This is a genomic window from Azohydromonas aeria, from assembly GCF_009760915.1.
GTDB classification, from domain to species: domain Bacteria; phylum Pseudomonadota; class Gammaproteobacteria; order Burkholderiales; family Burkholderiaceae_C; genus Azohydromonas; species Azohydromonas aeria.
Map to the genome: position 1 here is coordinate 21,653 of NZ_VIDQ01000059.1, position 19,397 is coordinate 41,049.

The following is a 19,397-nucleotide window of genomic DNA, read 5'->3' on the forward strand; positions in this document are numbered from 1 at the left end:
CCGGCCGGTCGCGGCGCATTGCCGTGCCCATACACGGCGTTGCAGTGAGCCCGGCGCGCCGGGGTCCTTGTGGACGGGTTGCAACGGAAAAACCCACGGCCGTGCTCGGAATAGCGTGCATATGCCGCACCCGGCTGTTGCGGCCGTGACGGCCGCCTTCCCGGGAAAACCCGCGTGACCGGGCGCGCGGTGGCGTGGTTGCGGCCGCAAGGACCGGTCCGCGGGCGGCGCGGCGCGCGGGGCTGCTTCCAGGCGCAGCAACGCTGCAAGGTGAAGCAACGTGCCGGCCGGCTAGCCGGTGGAAACCCGTACCGGTGCCCGCTTTTGAGACAACGGACACTCGACAGCGCCGAGATGCCGGACGTTGCCTGCGAACCGAACTTCCGGGTCGCGGCGCGGCGCCCGCGCCAACGCATTCCACTACGAGGAGACCTCCCTATGAAGAAGCTCATCCTGAAGCCCACGCTGATCGCCGCCGCCGTGCTGGCCGTCGCCCCGCTGGCGCAGGCGCAGTCCAACGTCACGCTGTATGGCCGCGTGGACCTGGGCATCCAGCACAGCAACCGCTCGGCGGCTGCCGACGATGGCAAGACCGAGCTCTACAACGGCGGCATCCTGCCCAGCATCTGGGGCCTGCGTGGCACGGAAGACCTGGGCAGCGGCCTGAGCGCCTTCTTCAACCTGGAGAGCCACTTCAGCGCCGATACCGGTATCGGCGTCAACGGCCTCTTCCGCCGCCAGGCCAACGTCGGCCTGAAGGGCGCCTGGGGTGCCGTGGCGCTGGGCCGCCAGTACTCGCCGGCCCTGCTGGCGCACCTGGCCACCGACCCGCGCGGCATGAAGGAACAGCACTCGATGCTGTATCCCTACGCGCTGAACCAACTCACCGTGCCGGTCGCCAACAACGACATCGGCGTGTTCCTGGGCAACGCGATCTCCTACACCAACAGCTTCGGCCCGGTGAACGTGGGCGCGGCCTACGCCTTCGGTGAAGTGGCCGGCGAGAGCAAGGCCGGCCGCACGCTGTCGCTGGGCGGCTCGTACACCGGCCCGGTCACGGTGTCGGCCTCTTACCAGCAAATCACGACCGTCGCTGACACGGGCGACACCAAGCAGTTTGGCCTGGGCGCCGCGGTGCCGGTGGGCCCGGTCAAGGTCAAGGCGCTGTACCTGCGCACCAAGTCCGACGACGGGGTGCTGACCGGCGCCGGCGGCCCCGAGACCAACGTCAACGTCTGGGGCGTGGGTGTCGATTACGCCTGGGGTGCCAACACCACCACGCTGGCCTACTACCAGGGCAAGGACAAGGATGCCGACGACGACAAGACCAAGACGCTGGTGCTGAGCAACGACTACGCCCTGTCCAAGCGCACCACGCTGTACGCCCAACTGGCCTACGCCGACGCCAATGCCGGTGCGACCTTCCGCACCAGCATCAGCTCCGCACAGCCTGCGCCGGACAAGAAGACGACCACGATCGGCCTGGGCGTGAAGCACGACTTCTAAGCCCGTCCCGTTCCTCGAAGATCCTCTTTCAGGCGGTGCCGCAAGGCACCGCCTTTTTTGTTTGTCGAGGGGAAGCGCGCGGCGCCTTCAGCGGCAGTAGCGCCAGCCGCCGACTTCGAGGTGCAGGTGGTTGGCGTGCGCGGCGTCGTAGTCGGGGCCGAGCACGCCGTCGAAGCTGCGGCAGCCGCCGCGGTGCAGCGCGCGCCAGAAGCGCCCCGCGGGCGCGTCGGCGTCGCCCCAGTCGCGCAGGATCGACAGCCGCCGCCCGTCGCTCAGGGTGAAGCCGGCCACGTCGAGCGCATCGGCCGAGGCGTGGCGGCTGCGCCGCCCGGGCGCGCGCGCCACGTCGCGGCAGGCCAGGCTGCCCAGGTGCTGCATGCGCGCCACCGGCGCGCCCAGGATGCGCAGCGCGGCCGGCTGCACGGTGTGCGTCTCCCACAGCGCCAGCGACACCGCGCCGCGGCAGCTCAGCAGGAAGGGCGTGTCCAGCGCGAAGCGCGTGCGCGTGACGCGCACCGCGTCGGTGAGGCGGCAACCGGCGCCGACCTCGCGATCGGGCACCGGCGTGGCCTGCAGCGGCGCGTCGGCCAGCACGGCGCGGCACAGCTCGCCGTCGCGCGACAGGCGCGCCAGTTTCAGCGAGGTAAGCGCATTGGGCGGGTCGGCCACGCGCAGCGGCGCCCAGGGGTTCCAGCGGTCGGGGATGCCGCCGCGGTCGGGCGGCACGGGGATGGCGAGGAGCAGCAGCGCGATCGCCGCGGGACGGAGGATGGCGGCCATGCCGCGCGGCATGGCAAGGCAGGTGCCCTTGTCAGCGGCCCGGGTCAGTCACCGAAGAAGTAGCGCTTGAGCCCGGCCAGGATCATCTCGATGGCGATGGCCGTGAGCACCAGGCCCATGAGCTTTTCCATGGCCGTGACGACCGAGTCGCCCAGCAGCCGGCGCAGCCGCTCGCTGGCGAGCATGACGATGCCGCACACGGCCATGGCGACGGTGAGCGCGCCGATCCAGTCGGGCATGCGGTCGGGCGCGCGCGAGGCCAGCAGCAGCACCGTGGCCATGGCCGAGGGCCCGGCCAGCAGCGGCACCGCCAGCGGGAAGATGAAGGGCTCGCGCGTGTCGCCGGCATAGGCGCCTTGCGAGGACGCGAAGATCATGCGCATCGCGATCACGAGCAGGATCACGCCGCCGGCCACCTCCAGCGAGCGCTCGGACAGCCGCATCACCTCCAGGAAATGCTTGCCGCCGAACATGAAGGCCAGCAGCACGAGGAAGGCGATGGCCGTCTCGCGCAGCGCCACGCGCGCGCGCCGCGACGGCTCCACGCGGCGCAGCACCGAGATGAACACGGGCAGGCTGCCCAGCGGGTCGAGCACCAGCAGCAGCAGGATCAGGGCGGAGAGGAAGGTGTGGTCCACGGTCGAACTCTTCGTTTGTTCTTGAATGTGCCGAACGCCGCGCAGTGCCGGCGCGGCTTTTGAGCCGGGCCGGTGCCCCGCGGCGGGGCGCGCATCCTACGATGGTCCGGCCGCCGCGCCGCTGCCGGCGCATGGAGCCCCAGCCAAGGAGAGCCGCCGCCGTGAGTGCCGTCCCAAACTGCTTCCTGGACTTCGCCGGCGGGCTGCAGCCGCAGTCGGTGCTGCGCGCGGCGATCACGGCGGCCACGCGCCGCCCGGAGCCCGAAGGCGTGGCGATCCTGATCGAGGCGGCGCGGCTGGCGCCGGCGCAGGCCGCCGCGGCGCATGCGCTGGCGCTGTCGCTGGCGCGGCGGCTGCGCGAGCGCATCGCCGCGAGCAACGGCCGCGAGGGCCTGGTGCAGGGGCTGATGCACGAGTTCTCGCTGTCCTCGCAGGAGGGCGTGGCGCTGATGTGCCTGGCCGAGGCGCTGCTGCGCATCCCCGACGACGCCACGCGCGACGCGCTCATCCGCGACAAGCTCGGCGACGGCGACTGGGCCGCGCACCTGGGCCGCAGCGGCTCGCTCTTCGTCAACGCCGCCACCTGGGGCCTGCTGCTGGGCGGGCGCATGGCGGCCATCCAGGGCGAGGCGCCTTCGAACGGCCCGGCCGGCCTCGCGGGCCTGGGCGCGCTCGCCGGCGGCCTGGGCGGCGCCCTCACCCGCGTGCTGGCGCGCAGCGGCGAGCCGCTGCTGCGCAAGGGCGTGGACTTGGCCATGCGGCTGCTGGGCGAGCAGTTCGTGTGCGGCCAGACCATCGGCGAGGCGCTGGCGCGCGCCCGCCGCCGCGAGTCCCAGGGTTTCACTTATTCCTTCGACATGCTCGGGGAAGCGGCGCTGACCGAGGAGGACGCGCAGCGCTACGCCGCGTCCTACGAGCACGCCATCAACGCGCTCGGGATCGCCGTGGCCGGCCGCGGGCTGCACGAGGCGCCGGGCATCTCCGTGAAGCTGTCGGCGCTGCATCCGCGCTACGTGCGCGCGCAACATGCCCGGGTGATGGCCGAGCTGTACCCGCGGCTGCTGCACCTGGCGCTGCTGGCGCGGCACCACGGCGTGGCGCTCAACATCGACGCGGAGGAGGCCGACCGGCTGGAGCTGTCGCTGGACCTGCTGCAGAAGCTTTGCGGCGAGCGCACGCTGGCCGGCTGGAACGGCCTGGGGCTGGCGGTGCAGGCCTACCAGAAGCGCAGCCCGCACGTGATCGACTTCTGCATCGACCTGGCCCGGCGCAGCCGCCGCCGCCTGATGCTGCGGCTGGTCAAGGGCGCGTACTGGGACACCGAGATCAAGCGCGCGCAGGCCGACGGCCTGGAGGACTACGCCGTCTTCACGCGCAAGGCGCACACCGACCTGGCCTACCTCGCCTGCGCGCGGCGGCTGCTGGCTGCGCCCGACGCGGTCCATCCGCAGTTCGCCACGCACAACGCGCACACCGTGGCGGCCATCCACCAGCTCTGCCCCGACTGGGCGCCCGGACGCTACGAGTTCCAGTGCCTGCACGGCATGGGCGAGCCGCTGTACGAGATGGTGGTCGCCCCGGTGGCCGACGGCGGCCTGGCGCGGCCCTGCCGCATCTACGCGCCGGTGGGCACGCACGAGACGCTGCTGGCCTACCTGGTGCGCCGGCTGCTGGAGAACGGCGCCAATTCCAGCTTCGTCAACCGCATCGCCGACGCGCGCATCCCGGTGGAGGCGCTGGTGGCCGACCCGGTGGCGCAGGTCGAGCGCCACGCCGCGGCCGAAGGGGCGCTCGGCCTGCCGCACCCGGCCATCCCGCTGCCGCGCGCGCTGTACGGGGCGCGCCGGCTCAATGCCGGCGGCATCGACCTGGCCAACGAGCACCGGCTGGCCTCGCTGTCGGCAGCGCTGCTGCACGGCGCGCGGCGCGAATGGAGCGCCGCTCCGCTGGTGGCGGGCGAGCCGCGCCCGGGCGATCTGCCCTTGCCGGTGCTCAATCCGGCGGACCGGCGCGAGCGCGTCGGCAGCGTGCGCGAGGCGCGCGAGGACGAGATCGACGCGGCGCTGGACGCCGCCGCCGCGGTGCAGCCGGCCTGGGGCGCCGTGCCGGCTGCCGAGCGCGCCGCCCTGCTGGAGCGCGGCGCCGACGCGCTGGAGGACGCGCTGCAGGGCTTCGTCGGACTCATCGTGCGCGAGGCCGGCCGCACCGTGCAGGCGGCGGTGGCCGAGGTACGCGAGGCGGTGGACGCGCTGCGCTACGCCGCGGCGCAGGCGCGCGAGGCGCTGGGCCCGCAGGCGCAGCCGCTCGGCCCGATGGTGTGCATCAGCCCCTGGAATTTTCCATTGGCGATCTTCACGGGCCAGCTCGCTGCGGCGCTGGCCGCGGGCAACGCGGTGCTGTGCAAACCGGCGCGCCAGACGCCGCTGGTGGCGGCGGAGCTGGTCCAGCTGCTGCACGACGCCGGCGTGCCCGGCGCGGCGCTGCAGCTGCTGCCCGGGCGCGGCGAGGCGGTGGGCATGCGGCTGGCGGCCGATGCGCGCGTGCGCGGCGTGCTGTTCACGGGCTCGCTCGCCACCGCGCGGCGGCTGCAGGCGGTGCTGGCGGCGCGGCTGGACGCGCAAGGCGAACCGCCGCTGCTGGTGGCCGAGACGGGCGGCGTCAATGCGCTCATCGCCGACTCCTCGGCGCTGCCGGAGCAACTCGTGGCCGACGTGCTCGCCAGCGCCTTCGACAGCGCCGGCCAGCGCTGCTCGGCGCTGCGGCTGTTGTGCCTGCAGCAGGAGATCGCGCCGCGCGTGCTGGCGCTGCTGCGCGGCGCGATGGCCGAGCTGTGCATCGGCCGCCCGGACGCGCTGGCCACCGACGTCGGGCCGGTGATCGACGACGCGGCGCGCACCGCGATCGACAAGCACCTGGAGCGCATGCGCGCGCTGGGGCTGCGCGTGACGCAGGCGCCGCTGCCCGAAGGGCTGGCGGAGCACGGCAGCTTCGTGGCGCCGGCGCTGGTGGAGCTGGACGACCTGTCGCAACTGCCCGGCGAGGTGTTCGGCCCGGTGCTGCACGTGTTGCGCTGGCGGCGCGAGGCGCTGGAGCCGCTGCTGGACCGCATCGCGGCCACGGGCCATGGCCTGACCCTGGGGCTGCACACGCGCATCGACGAGGTCGTGACGCTGGTGACGGGGCGCTCGCGCGCGGGCAACCAGTACGTCAACCGCAACATGATCGGCGCGGTGGTGGGCGTGCAGCCCTTCGGCGGCGAGGGGCTGTCGGGCACCGGTCCGAAGGCCGGCGGGCCGCTGCTGGTGCGGCGCCTGTGCCGGGGGCACGCGCTGGCGCTGCCGCTGCCCGGAGAGCCGGTGCCGGCGCCGGCCGAGCCGCAGGCGGCCGGGGCGGCGCCGATGCCCGCTTCAGCCCCGGCCCCGGCCCCCGCCCCGCGCTTGGCGGCGCTGCGCGCGCTGCGGGGCTGGCTGGCGCAGACGCTGCCGGCCGAAGACGGGCTGGTCGCGGCCTGCGACACGCTGCTGGCGCTCTCCCCCGCGGGCCTGGCCGTGCTGCTGCCCGGGCCCACGGGCGAGCGCAACGTCTACGTGCTACAGCCGCGCCGGCGCGTGCTGTGCCAGGCGGCCGAACGCGGCGATGCGCTGTTCCTGCTGGCGCTGGTGCTGGCCGGCGACGGCCACGCGCTGTGGGCCGACACCGCGCCGCTGCGCGCATTGCACGCGGCGCTGCCGCTGCTGGCGCAATCACGCGTGGCGCTGGCGCACGAGCCGCTGCGCGGGGACATCGACCTGGCCGTGGCGCAGGACGCGCCGGGCCGGGTGCTGGAGCTGGGCCTGGCGCTTGCGCAGCGTGAGGGCGCGATCGTGCCGCTGCTCGCCTGCCCGCCCGGCGCGCGCGAACCTGCGCTGCTGCCGCCGGAGCGGCTGATGGTGGAGCGCAGCCTGTGCGTCAACACGGCGGCGGTGGGAGGGAATGCGGGGTTGATGGCGCTGGAGTGAGCGTCAGCCCTTGTTCTTCAGCAATTCCAGCAGCGCCCTGGCTCCCTCCTCCGACGACGCCGGGTTCTGCCCCGTGACGAGCAGCCCGTCCACCTCGACGTTGCTCTGCCAGTCGGCGCCCTTGGAGTAGCGCCCGCCCGCGGCCTTGAGCATGTCCTCGACCAGGAAGGGCACGACCTTGGTCAGGCCCACGGCCTCCTCCTCGCTGTTGGAGAAGCCGGTGACGTGCTTGCCTTTGACCACCGAGTCGCCGTCCGGCCCCTTCACGTTCTTGAGCACGCCCGGCGCGTGGCACACGGCGGCGACAGGTTTGTTGGCGGCCAGGAAGGCCTCGATCAGCGCCGCGGATTCACGGCTTTCGGCCAGGTCCCACAGCGGGCCGTGGCCGCCCGGATAGAACAGGCCGTCGAAGTCGGCGGCCGACACCTCGGCCAGGCGCCGGGTCTGCGCCAGCGCGGCCTGCGCCTCAGTGTCCTGGTTGAAGCGCTCGGTGGACGGCGTTTGCGCGTCGGGCTCGCCGCTCTTCGGGTCCAGCGGCGGCTGGCCGCCCTTGGGCGAGGCCAGCGTGAGCTGCGCGCCGGCGTCCTTGAACACGTAGTAGGGCGCGGCCAGCTCCTCCAGCCAGAAGCCGGTGGGCTTGCCGGTGTCGCCCAGGCGGTCGTGCGAGGTCAGGACGATGAGGATGTGCATGGGAACTCCTGAGTGGTAGCCGTCGGGAGGCGGCGGTGGAGACCCGGACGGCAACGGGCGTGCCGTGAAGCAGGCGAAATCGTCCGCCCAAGGGGCGGACAATCGAACGCCATGAGCACTCCACCAATTGCTGCCGATGACGCCGCCGCGCGAACAGCCGCCGTAAGGGCGCGCGCAATCCAGGTTTTCGAGTCCGAGACGGCGGCGCTGTCCTGGCTGGCGTCACCCAACGGGGCGCTGGGCGGAGCGATACCGGACTCGCTGGCCGGCTCGCTGGAAGGGACGGCTGCGGTGCTGGAAACGCTGGGCCGTATCGAGCACGGCGTGTTCTCTTGAGCAGGGTCAGTCCGAGACAGGGCGACGTGTTCGTGACAACTTACCCGGCTGCAAGGAAAAGCGTTGTCATGCCTGTGAACGCGCACTGCTGTCCAGGAAAAGTCGAGGGAGCGTCAGCCGAAGGCTCACACAGCGCGCCCACCACTTCGTCATCCCCGCGCAGGCGGGGACCCAGGCGGTCCCCAAGCAGCCGAGAGCCGGTCGGTCGGCTTGCCATGGTTCAAGACACGGCAGGCGCTGCGCATCAGCTTGCGGCTGGCTTGGGGACCGCCTGGGTCCCCGCCTTCGCGGGAATGACGAGGTAAGGTGCGGGCTGCCCGTGCTGACGGCCCATAGGCCATTGCCCACTTTCCCCGGACAGCAGTGCACCTTCGCGGAAATGACGAAGTGAGGTGCGGGTCGCCCGTGCCAACGGGCTACCGGCCTACTGCTGCCTCCTCGCCCGCAGCGCCCCGAACCCCCACGCCACGGCCATCACCCCCACCGCCCCCAGCGCGATCGGCGCTGCCGAGCCCCAGTGCGTGCGCAGCGCCCCGGCCACCACCACGCCGGCCGACTGGCCCAGGAAGAACAGCGACGCGAACGCCGATACCGCCGGCCCCCGCCGCTGCGGCGCCATCTGCGTGGCATTCACTTGCAGCGTGTTGTGCAGCATGTAGAAGCCCAGCCCCATGCCCAGGCAGCCCGGCAGCGCCAGCGCCCAGTGCGGCGTGAAGGCCACCAGCGCCATCGACGCGGCCATGATGCTGCCGCCCCAGCGCGCCAGGCCGACCTCGCCCAGGCGCTTCACCAGCCGCCCCGACGCCACGGCGAAGGCGAAGCCGCCGAAGCCGAAGAGCATTACCACCGAGCCGGCCGCGGCCAGCGTCAGCCCGAAGCGCTCGTGCAGGTGCGTGGCGATGAAGGCGAAGGGCCCGTACAGCGCCACCGCCTCCAGGAACACGCTGGCCAGGATCACCCGCGCCCAGGGCTGGGCCAGCACGTACCTGAAATCCCCGGTCATGCGCGCCAGCGCCGAGCCCGCCGCGGCCGCGCCGCGCGCGCGGGCCGGCGCGGGCAGCCCGCGCTCGACGATGAACAGCACCGCCGCCACCGCGCCGAACAGCAGCGCCAGGATGAAGTACGGCACGCGCCAGCCCAGGTGGTCGGCGGCGAAGCCGCCCAGCCATACCCCGGCGGACAGGCCCAGGATCTGGCCGATGAGGAAGCGCGCCAGCACCGGCTGGCGCTGCTCGTAGGCGACCACGTCGCCGATCCAGGCCATGGACAGCGGGATGATGGATGCGGCCATCACGCCGCCCAGGCCGCGCAGCGCCCGCAGCGAGGCGAAATCCGGCGCCACGCCGCACAGCACCGAGGCCAGCGCGCAGCCGCCGCAGCCCCAGGCCACGACGCGGTACTTGCCATGGCGCTCGCCGGTGGGTCCGAAGAAGAGCTGCGCCACGCCGTAGGCGATGGCGAACACGCTCACCACCTGCGCGGCCTGCGCCAGCGTCACGCCGAACTCGGCGGAGAGCCGCGGCAGCAGCGCGTCGTTGACGCGCAGCGCCATGCCGCTGCCGAAGGCGGCCAGGGCCAGCGCGGCGATGGACAGGGCGGAGACGGGGGCGCCAATGGCATCGGCGCCCGGTGCGGAGGCGGCGGCGCCGCGGACGGGAGAGGACATGGGGCGTGAGGATTGCGCGGAAAGCGCGCCGCGGTGGCGCCAGGGACGCGCGGCGATCGCCTGTCCTGCCACAGGGTGGGAATGCGCGCGCGTACCATGCGCCCCCTCATGAGCCTGCTGCTGCTGGCCCCGATGGAGGGCCTTCTCGACCATCCCTTGCGCGAGACGCTCACGCGCGTCGGCGGCATCGACCGCTGCGTCTCCGAATTCATCCGCGTTACCGGCACGCTGTTGCCCGAGCGCGCCTTCACGCGCGTCGTGCCCGAACTGCTGCAGGGCGGGCGCACGCGTGCGGGCACGCCGGTGCGGGCGCAGCTGCTGGGCTCCGACGAGGTTTGCCTCGCGGAGAACGCGGCGCGGCTGGCCGGCCTGGGGCCAGCGGGGATCGACCTGAACTTCGGCTGCCCGGCCAAGGTCGTGAACCGCCACGGCGGCGGCGCCATGCTGCTGCAGGATCCGGCGCTGGTGCACCGCATCGTCGCGGCGGTGCGCCGCGCCGTGCCGGCGGGCATGCCGGTGTCGGCCAAGATGCGCCTGGGCTTCAACGACGACACGCGCGCCGAGGAATGCGCGCAGGCCATCGAGGCCGCGGGCGCCGACGAGATCGTGGTGCACGCGCGCACCAAGGTGCACGGCTACCGGCCGCCGGCCTACTGGGAGCGTGTGGCCGACATCCGCGCCACGGTGAGGCTGCCGCTGGTGGCCAACGGCGAGATCTGGACCGTGGAAGACGCCCGCCGCTGCCGCGCGGCTTCCGGCTGCGACGCGCTCATGCTCGGCCGCGGCATGGTCAGCGACCCGGGGCTGGCGCTGGCGATCCGCGCCGACGGCGCCGGCACCGGCATCGCCTGGACGGCGCTGCTGCCGCTGATGCTCGACTTCTGGCTGCACGTCTCGCGCCGCGTCGAGCCACGGCACCGCGCCGGGCGGTTGAAGCAGTGGCTGAACTACCTGCGCCGCACCTACCCCGAGGCGCAGGCGACCTACGACCAGGTGCGCACTCTGAACGACCCGCGCGCGGTGGCGGTGGCGGTGTTCGGGCCGGATGCGGTGCCGGTGGACATCCCGGCGCCGCGGCGGCGCGCCTGGGCCGGGGCACGGCACCCGGCGGACGAGGCGCTGGCCTGACGGATTGCGGAGTTGTTGTGTGATGGACGTGTCCGCCGTGCTCCTGTCGCGCTTCCACCTGCGCCGGCTGCATGCCGTGTGGCGCTCGGCCGGCTGGCCGTGCCAGGACCTGGTCGAGGTGGAGCTGCTGGCCGCCGGCATGCTGGAGCGGCTGACGGAGGACGGGCGCGAGCGGCTGCGCGTGACCGATGCCGGCGTGGCCGCGCTGGCCGCCGGGCGCCAGCGCAACCGGCGCGCCTTCGACGCGCACGAGGCGCTGGTGCAGCGCGTGGCGCGGCAGCTGCAGCGCGCCGGGCGCGTGGTCTACACCGAGCTGAAGCTGCGCGCGCAGGTGGCGGTGGCCTCGCCCACGCAGGCCGTGGCCGTCGCGCCCGAAGGCCTGCCCGGCGCGCCGGCGCCGCTGGCCTCGCTGGACACGCTGCCCGCCGGCCTCGGCTTCGAGGACGAGCCGCCGCTGCCGGCCTCGCCCATGGGAAAACTGCGCTGGGTGCAGGCGCGGCCGGACGTGTTCTCGATCCGCTACACCAGCGTCGAGGCCTACCTGCAGCCGCTGGTGCACGAGATCAAGGTGCGCCGCGCCGACCTGCTCTCCGACGTGAGGAAGCCCGAGAAGCGCGCCGCCTATCTCGGCATGGCGGGCGAGTGCTGGTACGTGCTGGCCGAAGGGATCGGCGGGCCGGAGGACGTGCCGCCGGAGTGCGGCGTGCTCATCGCCACCGAGTCCGGGCTGGAATGCGCGCGCGCGGCGCCGGCGCGCAGCGTCCCGATGCGCTTCGACGTGTGGATGGCGCTGGCGCGGGCGGTGCCGCTGGCGGGCGAGGACGAGCCGCGGCAGGGGTTGCTGGGACAGGAATCAGGACGGGATTCGGCGCCGGACCCGGACTAGAACCGGCGCCGGGCGCCTGTTCCGGGGGTAGGTAACATCCAGCAACGGCACGCCCCGTGCTATTGCGCCCCCGATGCCCCTGCCCCACCTCTCCCTCGCCCCGCTCCTGAACCCCGTTCACTTCCTGGGGCAGGTGCTGCTCGCCGGTGTGGGGCTGGTGCGGGGCCGGGCCAAGGTCAGCACGCGCGACCTGGCGCGCGTGTCCACCGAGTCCAGCGCGCGGGCACTGCCCATCATCACGGGCGTGAACCTGCTGGTGGGCGCGATCCTGGCCTTCGTCGGCGCGGTGCAGCTGGTCAAGTTCGGCGCGGGCATCTTCGTGGCCGACCTGGTGGGCATCGCCGTGGCGCGCGAGATGGCCACCGTCATCACCGCCGTGGTCATGTGCGGGCGCACCGGCGCCGCCTTTGCCGCCGAGCTCGCCACCATGCAGGCCAACGAGGAGATCGACGCCTACGAGGTGCTGGGCATCGACCCGGTGCCCTACCTGGTGCTGCCGCGCGTGATCTCGCTGCTGCTGCTCATGCCGCTGCTCTACATCTACGCCTGCCTGGCCGGGCTGATCGGCGGGGCCATGGTGGGCGCGGGCATGCTGCAGCTCGCGCCCCAGGCCTACATGGACCGCACCGCGCTGGTGCTGGGCTGGAGCCACCTGGGGCTGGGATTGGTGAAGTCGCTGGCCTTCGGCGCGCTCATCGGCATCGTCGGCTGCTACTGCGGGCTGCACGCCCAGCGCAATGCCGCTGGCGTGGGCCGCGCCACCACGCAGGCCGTGGTGGTCAGCATCGTGGGCGTGATCGTGCTGGATTCGATCTTCGCCATCCTCGCCAACGCGCTGGGGGTCTGAGCATGGCCGTGCCGATGCCCTCGCCTTCGCCTTCGATGGAGCCCGCAAGGCAGCCGCAGCTGCAGCCGGCGCTGGTGGAAGTGAAGAGCCTGGAGATGCGCTTCGGCCAGCGGCTGATCCAGCGCGACGTGAGCTTCGCCGTCGCCCCGCGCACCATCTTCGCCATCATGGGCGGCTCGGGCGTGGGCAAGAGCACGCTGCTGCGCCACATGATCGGGCTGCTGCCGCCGGCCGCCGGCCAAGTGCTGCACCAGGGCACCGACTACTGGGCCAGCGACGCCGCCACGCGCGCGCGGCTGCGTGCCCGCTGCGGCATGCTGTTCCAGAGCGCGGCGCTGTGGAGCTCGATGACGGTGCTGGAGAACGTGATGCTGCCGCTGGAGCAGCTCACCGACCAGGACCTGTCCACGCGCCGCGAGCGCGCGCTGGAGGTGCTGCGCTGGGTCGGGCTGGAGGAGTTCGCCACCTTCCTACCCGAGCGGCTGTCCGGGGGCATGAAGAAGCGCGCGGGGCTGGCGCGCGCCATCGCCGCGGAGCCGCCGCTGCTGTTCCTGGACGAGCCCTCGGCCGGCCTGGACCCGATCAGCGCCCGGCGCCTGGACGACCTGGTGCTCGACATCCGCGAGCGCACCGGCGCCGCGGTGGTGATGGTCAGCCACGAGCTGCCGAGCCTCATGGCCATTGCCGATGACGGCATCTATCTCGACGACGCCGGCCGCGTGCCGATCGCCCGCGGCAGCCCGCGCGCGCTGCGCGACGACCCGGCCACGCACCCCACCGTGCGCGCCTTCCTGAACCGCGAGGAACCTCCCGCATGATGAAGAAACACGCCCTGCTCGTCGGCGCCTTCGCGCTGGGTGCGCTGGCGCTGGTGGTGGCCACGGTGCTCTGGCTCAGCGGCAACAGCCTCTTTCGCAAGCAGACGCTGGCCATGATCTATTTCCAGGGCGGCGTCGCCGGCCTGTACGTGGGCGCGCCGGTGACCTTCCGCGGCGTGCCCGTCGGCCAGGTCGAGGACATCGGCATCGAGGTGGACCAGCGCTCGCTGGACGCGCGCATCCCGGTGCGCGTGCGCCTGAACCCCAATGCCGTGCGCTTCGGCACCATCGATGGCGAGGCCGCCACCTCGCCGGGGCTGCCGACGCTGGTGCAGCGCGGGCTGCGCGCCAAGCTGGTGGCGCAGAGCTTCGTCACCGGGCAGAAGCTCATCGACCTGGACTTCCTCGACGAGCCGCCGCCCGCGCCCACGGCCGCCAACAGCCGCTACCCGGAGATACCGGCCGTGCGCGACCGCTTCGAGGCCCTCTTCGACCAGGTGGCGCAGCTGCCGCTGCGCGAGACGGTGGAGGACGTGCGCGCCACGCTGCAGTCGCTCAACGAGACGCTGGTGGAGACGCGCGCCACGGTGGTGAGCGCGCGCGAGGCGCTCGACGGCGTGGCCACCCAGGTCACGGGCCTGGCCGGCGAGGGCCAGCGCACCCTGCGCTCGGCCACCGCGGCCATGGACGAGCTGCGCCGCACCGCCGGCGCCAGCCTGGAAGGCGTCAACCGCCTGCTCGAAGCCAGTCGCGAAACCGTGGCCGCGGCGCAGCCCGAGCTGCAGGCCACGCTGCAGAGCGCGCGCAGCGCCGCCGACGCGGCCAACCTGGCCGTGCGCCGCGTCGGCGAGATCACCGAGCCGGGCGCGCCGCTGCGCGCCGACCTCGACGCCGCCGTGCGCGACCTGTCGCAGGCCGCGCGCGGCCTGCGCGAGTTCAGCGAGCTCATCGAGGAACAACCCAACGCGGTCATCTTCGGCCGCCGCCGCCAATGACGACGCCCTCCCCGCACCGAGCCCGCCGCGCCGCGGCGGCGCTGTCCCGGTTCCTGCCGTGCGCCGCGCTGCTGCCGCTGCTGCTGCTGCTGCTTGCGGGCTGCGCCGGCTCGCCGCCGCCCAGCACCGTGCTGCTGGCGCTGCCCACCCTGGGCGACGCGGGCCCCGCCGGCGCGCCGGCCGCGCCGACGGCGCAATCCCTCGACCCGCAGCGCCCGGTGCTGGTGGTGCGCCGCGTGGTGCTGCCGGAATACCTGCTGGCGCGGCGCGTGCGCTTCCGCGCCAACGACACCACCGTGGACGACTGGCCCGGCACCTTCTGGGCCGAGCGCATCGAGGTGGGCATGACGCGCGAGCTCGCCGGCGCGCTGCGCGCGGCACTGCCGGGCTGGACGCTGTGCAACGCCAGCTGCACCGACGGCAGCGACGGCGCCGCGCAGCCGCGCGCCTGGGCGCTGCGGCTGGAGTTCGCGCCGCTGGACTACCGGCGCGACCGCCGCGAGCTCTTCACCGTGGCGCGCGCCAGCCTGGAGGCGCCCGACGGCATCACGCTGCAGCGCAGCGAGCGGCGCTACACGCTGCAGGCCGCGGCCGACACGCCGCAGGCCCATGCCGCGGTACTGGGCGAGCTGCTGCGGCGCGTGGCGGCGGACGTGGCGCCGGCGCTGCCCGTCACGGCCGCGGCGACCGCGCGCTGACCGGCGCGGCCGCGCTCACGGCACCGCCTGCACCGCGCCGATCACGAGGCCTTCGCGCGGCAGCGCCGGCAACCGGCCCATGTCGAGCTCCAGGTCCTGCGCCGGCACCTCGTAGCGCATGCGGTGCAGCAGCCAGTCCAGCGACAGCATCATCAGCGCGATGGTCACGCCCTCGCCCGGGCAGCGGTGGTGCGCGTGCGGCTCGGCGCCGCCCTGCGGCACCAGATCGTAGGCGCCGGGCTTTCGGGTGAGGAAGCGCTGTGGGCGGAAGGCCTGCGGCTCGTCCCAGCTGCGCGGGTCGTGGTTGGTGCCGTAGAGGTCGAGCAGTGCCAGCTGCCCGCGCGGGAAGTGGCAGCCCTGCCATTCGAAGTCGTGGCGCACGCGCGCGGCCACGGCCGGAAAGAACGGGTACCAGCGCCGCACTTCCTGCACGAAGGCCTGCGCCCAGCGCATGTCGCCGCCGAGCAGGCTGTCGCTCAGCGGCTCGCGGCACTCGGGATGCACGTGCAGCGCGTGCGCGGCCTGGACGATGAACACCGACACCGCCACCGTCGGGCGCAGCAGGTTGAGCAGCTCCACCGCGGCGATGCGCGGGCGCAGCACGTTGCCGTCCTCGTCGCGGTGCAGCGCCACCTGCTCCGCCGCGCTGCCTTCGGGCAGCTCGACGCGGCCCGCGCGCGCCTCGGCCAGCAGGTGCGCCAGCCACGACTCCAGCGCCGCGCGCGCCACGCGCGCGCGCAGGTGGCGCAGCGGCGGCTTCACGCTCTGGTCGAACAGCGAGACGAGCTCCTCGGTGCGCAGCGCCAGCTGCGACTGCGGCAGCGGCACGCCGGCCCAGTGGCACACCGCGCGCGCCAGCAGCGGGTGCAGCGCCGTGTAGAGCGGCACGGTCTCCTGCTGCGCCCAGCGGCCGAGCTCGTGCTGCCACTCGTGCGCCACCTGCCGCACCAGCGCCGCCACCTGCTCGGGCGCGAGCGCGCGCATGAACAGCGCCTTGCGCCGGCGGTGCCGCGCGCCGTCGAGCCCCTGCACCCCGCCCTTGCCGAACAGCGTGGCGCGCAGCGGCTCCGGCGCGGCGCCGCCGCGCTGGAACAGCGACTCGTTGTAGAACAGCTCGGCCGCGCGCGGCCCGGTGAAGCACAGCGTCGGGCGCAGCATCAGCCGCGCCTCGACCACCTCGCTGCGCAGCTCGCGGCAGTGCCGGCCTATGAAGCGGTACGGGTCTTCGAGAAACGCCAGGCTGCTGTCGAGGCCGGGGACGCGGGGAATCGGTCGCATGGGGCTGCCCGGGGCAAGCGCCATTCCGAAACTCGCGCACCGCAACGGCCGGTGACGATGGACACGCGCGGCATACGCAGCAGGGCCGCGGCGGGCCCACCGCGGCCGGGCGTCTCAGCCTTCCAGCTTCCCCTGCTGCGTGCCGCTCTCGTCCTTGAGCGCCACGCCGCTGACGCCGCGCGCGCGTGCCTGCGCCAGCAGCCAGACCAGGCGCCGCGCCGCCAGCGCATAGGGCAGCCCTTGCGGGCGCACGTTGGAGATGCAGTTGCGCTCGGCATCGACCCGGCCCACGCGCGGAGCCCAGGTCAGGTAGATCCCCAGGCTGTCGGGCGCGCTCAGCCCGGGGCGCTCGCCGATGAGCACGGCCACCAGCGCGGCACCGAGCGCCTCGCCGACCTCGTCGCCCAGCGCCACGCGGCCCTGCGCCACCAGCGCCACCGGCGCCAGGCGCCAGGGCGCGGCTTCGGCTTGCAGCAAGGGCAGCAATTGCGCGAGCAACGGTGCCGCATGCGCCTGCACCGCCTGCGCCGACAGCCCGTCGGCCAGCACCAGCGCCAGGTCGAAGCCGGCACCGGGTGGCGGGGCCAGCGCCTGCAGCCGCTCGCGCGAGGCCTCGTCCAGCCGCCGGCCCAGGTCCGGGCGCTGCAGGTACGTCACGCGATCCGGCGCGGCGCCGTGCAGCTCGACCGTGTCCAGCCCCAGCGGCCGCAGCGCGGCGGCCAGCGCGGCGCAGTCCAGCGCCTGGTGCACCGCGTCGCGGGCGCGGGCGTGCGCCAGCTGGAATTCCAGCTGCGCCGCCGTGCCCTGGCTCACGCCGCTGCGCGGCAAGCCGATGCGCGCGGGCGTGTGGCGGCGCAGCGCCTGCCACAGGTCCGCCGTGCCCACAGCGGCCGGGGCCGGCAGCACGGCGCCGCGGCCCTCGGCCGGCGCGGCGGGATCGTCAATGGCGTCGGAGTCCGGCATCGCGTGTTATCCCCCCTCAAACCGCCGGCAGCAGCGCCTGCGTGAAACCCGCGGGCGGCACGTCCGCGAGACGGCCCTGGGTGTCAGTCAAACCCATGCGCTGCAGCCAGGCCTCGAACTCCGGCGCGGGCTTCAACCCCAGCACGCGGCGCAGGTAGAGCGCGTCGTGGAACGAGGTGCTCTGATAGCCCAGCATCACGTCGTCGGCGCCGGGCACGCCCATGACGTAGTTGACGCCCGCGACGCCCAGCAGCGTCAGCAGCGTGTCGGCGTCGTCCTGGTCGGCCTCGGCGTGGTTGGTGTAGCAGACGTCGCAGCCCATGGGCAGGCCCAGCAGCTTGCCGCAGCAGTGGTCCTCCAGCCCGGCGCGCTGGATCTGCTTGGCGTCGAAGAGGTATTCCGGCCCGATGAAGCCCACCACCGTGTTGACCAGCAGCGGGTCGAAGCGCCGCGCCACGGCGTAGGCGCGGGCTTCGAGCGTCTGCTGGTCGCAGCCGTGGTGCGCGCCGGCGGAGAGCGCGCTGCCCTGGCCGGTCTCGAAATACATCACCTGCCCCTGGCCGCGGCCCAGCGACCGCGCCGCGGCCTGCGCCTCGGCCAGCAGCGCCAGGTCGATGCCGAAGGCGCGGTTGGTGCCCTCGGTGCCGCCGATGGACTGGAACACCAGGTCCACCGGCGCGCCGCGCCCGATGGCCTGGATCGTGTTGCTGACGTGCGTGAGCACGCAGGACTGGGTGGGAATGCCGTGGCGCTGGATCACGGCGTCGAGCAGCTGCAGCAGCGCCGTGACCTGCGCCACGTCGTCGCCGGCCGGGTTGATGCCGATGACGGCGTCGCCGCTGCCCAGCAGCAGCCCGTCGAGGATCGCCGCGGCGATGCCGGCGGCGTCGTCGGTGGGGTGGTTGGGCTGCAGCCGCGTGGCCAGCCGCCCGGGCAGGCCCAGCGTGCTGCGAAAACGCGTGACCACACGGCACTTGCGCGCGACCTGGATCAGGTCCTGGTTGCGCATGAGCTTGGAGACGGCGGCGGCCATCTCCGGCGTGAGTCCCGGGGCCAGTGCCGCCAGCGCCTCGCTCGTGGCCTCGTCCGACAGCAGCCAGTCGCGGAAGCCGCCGACGGTGAGATGGCGCACCGGCGCGAAGGCGCCGGCGTCGTGCGTGTCGAGGATCAGCCGCGTGACCTCGTCGCCTTCATACGGGACGACCGCCTCGTTCAGGAAGGTCGTGAGCGGCACCTCGGCCAGCGCCATCTGCGCCGCCACGCGCTCGCGCATCGATCCCGCCGCCACGCCGGCGAGCCGGTCGCCGGAGCGCTCGGGGCTGGCGCGCGCCAGCAGCGTGCGCAGGTCGGGGAAGGTGAAGGACTCGGTGCCGGTGCGCTGGTGGTAGGCCATGCGCGCCAGTATGGGCGCGCGGACGCCGGTGCGTGCGCGCGTCCCTGCTGGAGGTTTGTCAGTCGTCCCGCTGCACCGCCGCCAGCACCTGGCGGCTGAAGGACGCCTCCAGCGGCTCGGTTTCGGGCAGCACGTAGACCACGCCGCGGCGGCGTCCGAGCACGGGCTCGACCACGGCGACGAAGAAGCCCGGGTCCATCACCACGCAGCCCAGCGAGATGCGGTTGTCGGCCACCGTGGCCGAGGCCAGCCGCTCGGCGCGGCGCTCGCGCGCCGGGCCCGGGCGCAGCCGGTGCAGCGCCAGGCCCTCGTCGTAGTTGAACCACACCACCAGCTCGCCGGCAAGGTTGCGCCCGGGCTCGGTGTCGAAGCGCCCGGCCGGCGTGGTGCGCTCCTCGGGGCGGATGGCCGACAGCGGCTTCGCGCCCACGCCGCGTACCGCGTGGTCGCCGGGCTGCAGGCCCAGCAGCACCGGTGCGGCGCCCAGCACGCGGCCGTCGCCGGCGTACAGCACCATGCGCGCCTGCTTCTTGTCCACCACGGCAAAGGGCCGGCCGCGGTGGTCGTTGCTCTCCAGCACGCCGCGGGCAAAGCGCTGCGCGGTGTCGTCGGTGGCGGCGCGGTCGGCCGGACGCTGCACGGGCTCGTTCGGCGGCAGCGTCCTGGACCATCCGGGCAGCGCCAGCCAAAGGCCCGCCACCAGCGCGCACAGCGCCTTGCCTCCCCCCAACATCCGCTTCCCCCGTGGCGTCGTCCGGCGCCGCCGGCGCCTGTGGA

At 73.8% G+C, this 19,397-nt stretch carries 17 protein-coding genes; 9 read left to right on the forward strand and 8 right to left on the reverse strand.

Annotation, left to right across the window (positions count from 1 at the left end):
* Window positions 1-438: 438 nt before the first annotated feature.
* A complete protein-coding gene (locus FJ694_RS26040) occupies window positions 439-1,506 on the forward strand; it encodes a porin (protein WP_157270297.1) in 1,068 nt (355 codons plus the stop codon).
* Between the two features lie 87 nt (window positions 1,507-1,593).
* On the opposite strand, the gene FJ694_RS26045 is transcribed toward FJ694_RS26040, so the two are convergent.
* Window positions 1,594-2,286, reverse strand: coding sequence for an extensin-like domain-containing protein (locus tag FJ694_RS26045; protein WP_157270299.1), 693 nt, complete (start codon window positions 2,284-2,286; stop codon window positions 1,594-1,596).
* Window positions 2,287-2,330: 44 nt separating this feature from the next.
* Window positions 2,331-2,924: a MarC family protein gene (locus tag FJ694_RS26050; RefSeq protein WP_157270301.1), complete on the reverse strand. Its 594-nt coding sequence runs from the start codon at window positions 2,922-2,924 to the stop codon at window positions 2,331-2,333.
* A gap of 131 nt (window positions 2,925-3,055) precedes the next feature.
* Here FJ694_RS26050 and putA point away from each other — a divergent pair, with 131 nt between their 5' ends.
* Window positions 3,056-6,922, forward strand: coding sequence for a trifunctional transcriptional regulator/proline dehydrogenase/L-glutamate gamma-semialdehyde dehydrogenase (putA, locus tag FJ694_RS26055; RefSeq protein ID WP_375140256.1), 3,867 nt, complete (start codon window positions 3,056-3,058; stop codon window positions 6,920-6,922).
* 3 nt (window positions 6,923-6,925) lie between these two features.
* Here the strand turns inward: putA and FJ694_RS26060 are convergent, their stop codons facing one another.
* On the reverse strand, window positions 6,926-7,612 hold the full coding sequence (locus FJ694_RS26060) for a type 1 glutamine amidotransferase domain-containing protein (protein ID WP_157270305.1): 687 nt from the start codon (window positions 7,610-7,612) through the stop codon (window positions 6,926-6,928).
* Window positions 7,613-7,723: 111 nt separating this feature from the next.
* Between FJ694_RS26060 and FJ694_RS26065 the strand changes: the two genes are divergently transcribed.
* Window positions 7,724-7,948, forward strand: coding sequence for an MbcA/ParS/Xre antitoxin family protein (locus FJ694_RS26065; protein ID WP_157270307.1), 225 nt, complete (start codon window positions 7,724-7,726; stop codon window positions 7,946-7,948).
* 424 nt (window positions 7,949-8,372) lie between these two features.
* Here FJ694_RS26065 and FJ694_RS26070 read toward each other — a convergent pair whose 3' ends face one another.
* The gene (locus tag FJ694_RS26070) at window positions 8,373-9,614 is read right to left on the reverse strand and encodes an MFS transporter (protein ID WP_157270309.1); all 1,242 of its coding nucleotides are present in this window, start codon (window positions 9,612-9,614) and stop codon (window positions 8,373-8,375) included.
* A 108-nt stretch (window positions 9,615-9,722) separates the two neighbouring features.
* Here FJ694_RS26070 and FJ694_RS26075 point away from each other — a divergent pair, with 108 nt between their 5' ends.
* From FJ694_RS26075 to FJ694_RS26100, 6 genes are all read left to right on the forward strand, one after another.
* A complete protein-coding gene (locus FJ694_RS26075; protein WP_157270311.1) occupies window positions 9,723-10,742 on the forward strand; it encodes a tRNA dihydrouridine synthase in 1,020 nt (339 codons plus the stop codon).
* A 22-nt stretch (window positions 10,743-10,764) separates the two neighbouring features.
* A complete protein-coding gene (locus tag FJ694_RS26080; RefSeq protein WP_157270313.1) occupies window positions 10,765-11,628 on the forward strand; it encodes a hypothetical protein in 864 nt (287 codons plus the stop codon).
* Window positions 11,629-11,701: 73 nt separating this feature from the next.
* Window positions 11,702-12,475: an MlaE family ABC transporter permease gene (locus tag FJ694_RS26085; RefSeq protein ID WP_157270315.1), complete on the forward strand. Its 774-nt coding sequence runs from the start codon at window positions 11,702-11,704 to the stop codon at window positions 12,473-12,475.
* A 14-nt stretch (window positions 12,476-12,489) separates the two neighbouring features.
* Entirely contained in the window at window positions 12,490-13,293 is an 804-nt protein-coding gene (locus FJ694_RS26090) for an ABC transporter ATP-binding protein (protein ID WP_232540227.1), read from the forward strand.
* Window positions 13,290-14,288, forward strand: a complete 999-nt coding sequence (locus tag FJ694_RS26095) for an MlaD family protein (protein WP_157270317.1) — start codon at window positions 13,290-13,292, stop codon at window positions 14,286-14,288. Before FJ694_RS26090 ends, FJ694_RS26095 begins: the two co-directional genes overlap by 4 nt.
* Window positions 14,285-14,986 (forward strand): ABC-type transport auxiliary lipoprotein family protein, encoded by a 702-nt coding sequence (locus tag FJ694_RS26100; protein ID WP_157270319.1) that lies wholly within the window; start codon window positions 14,285-14,287, stop codon window positions 14,984-14,986. The genes FJ694_RS26095 and FJ694_RS26100 overlap by 4 nt, the downstream gene beginning before the upstream one ends.
* Window positions 14,987-15,001: 15 nt before the next feature.
* On the opposite strand, the gene FJ694_RS26105 is transcribed toward FJ694_RS26100, so the two are convergent.
* The 4 genes from FJ694_RS26105 to FJ694_RS26120 form a co-directional block, all read right to left on the reverse strand.
* Window positions 15,002-16,264 (reverse strand): cytochrome P450, encoded by a 1,263-nt coding sequence (locus FJ694_RS26105; RefSeq protein WP_157270321.1) that lies wholly within the window; start codon window positions 16,262-16,264, stop codon window positions 15,002-15,004.
* A gap of 114 nt (window positions 16,265-16,378) precedes the next feature.
* Window positions 16,379-17,227 carry an ethanolamine ammonia-lyase subunit EutC gene (gene eutC, locus FJ694_RS26110; protein WP_157270323.1) on the reverse strand — a complete coding sequence of 283 codons (849 nt, stop codon included), beginning with the start codon at window positions 17,225-17,227 and terminating at the stop codon, window positions 16,379-16,381.
* 16 nt (window positions 17,228-17,243) lie between these two features.
* Complete coding sequence (locus FJ694_RS26115; RefSeq protein ID WP_157270325.1) at window positions 17,244-18,620, reverse strand: ethanolamine ammonia-lyase subunit EutB; 1,377 nt, start codon at window positions 18,618-18,620, stop codon at window positions 17,244-17,246.
* Window positions 18,621-18,678: 58 nt separating this feature from the next.
* Window positions 18,679-19,353 (reverse strand): L,D-transpeptidase, encoded by a 675-nt coding sequence (locus FJ694_RS26120; RefSeq protein ID WP_232540228.1) that lies wholly within the window; start codon window positions 19,351-19,353, stop codon window positions 18,679-18,681.
* Between the last annotated feature and the right edge of the window lie 44 nt (window positions 19,354-19,397).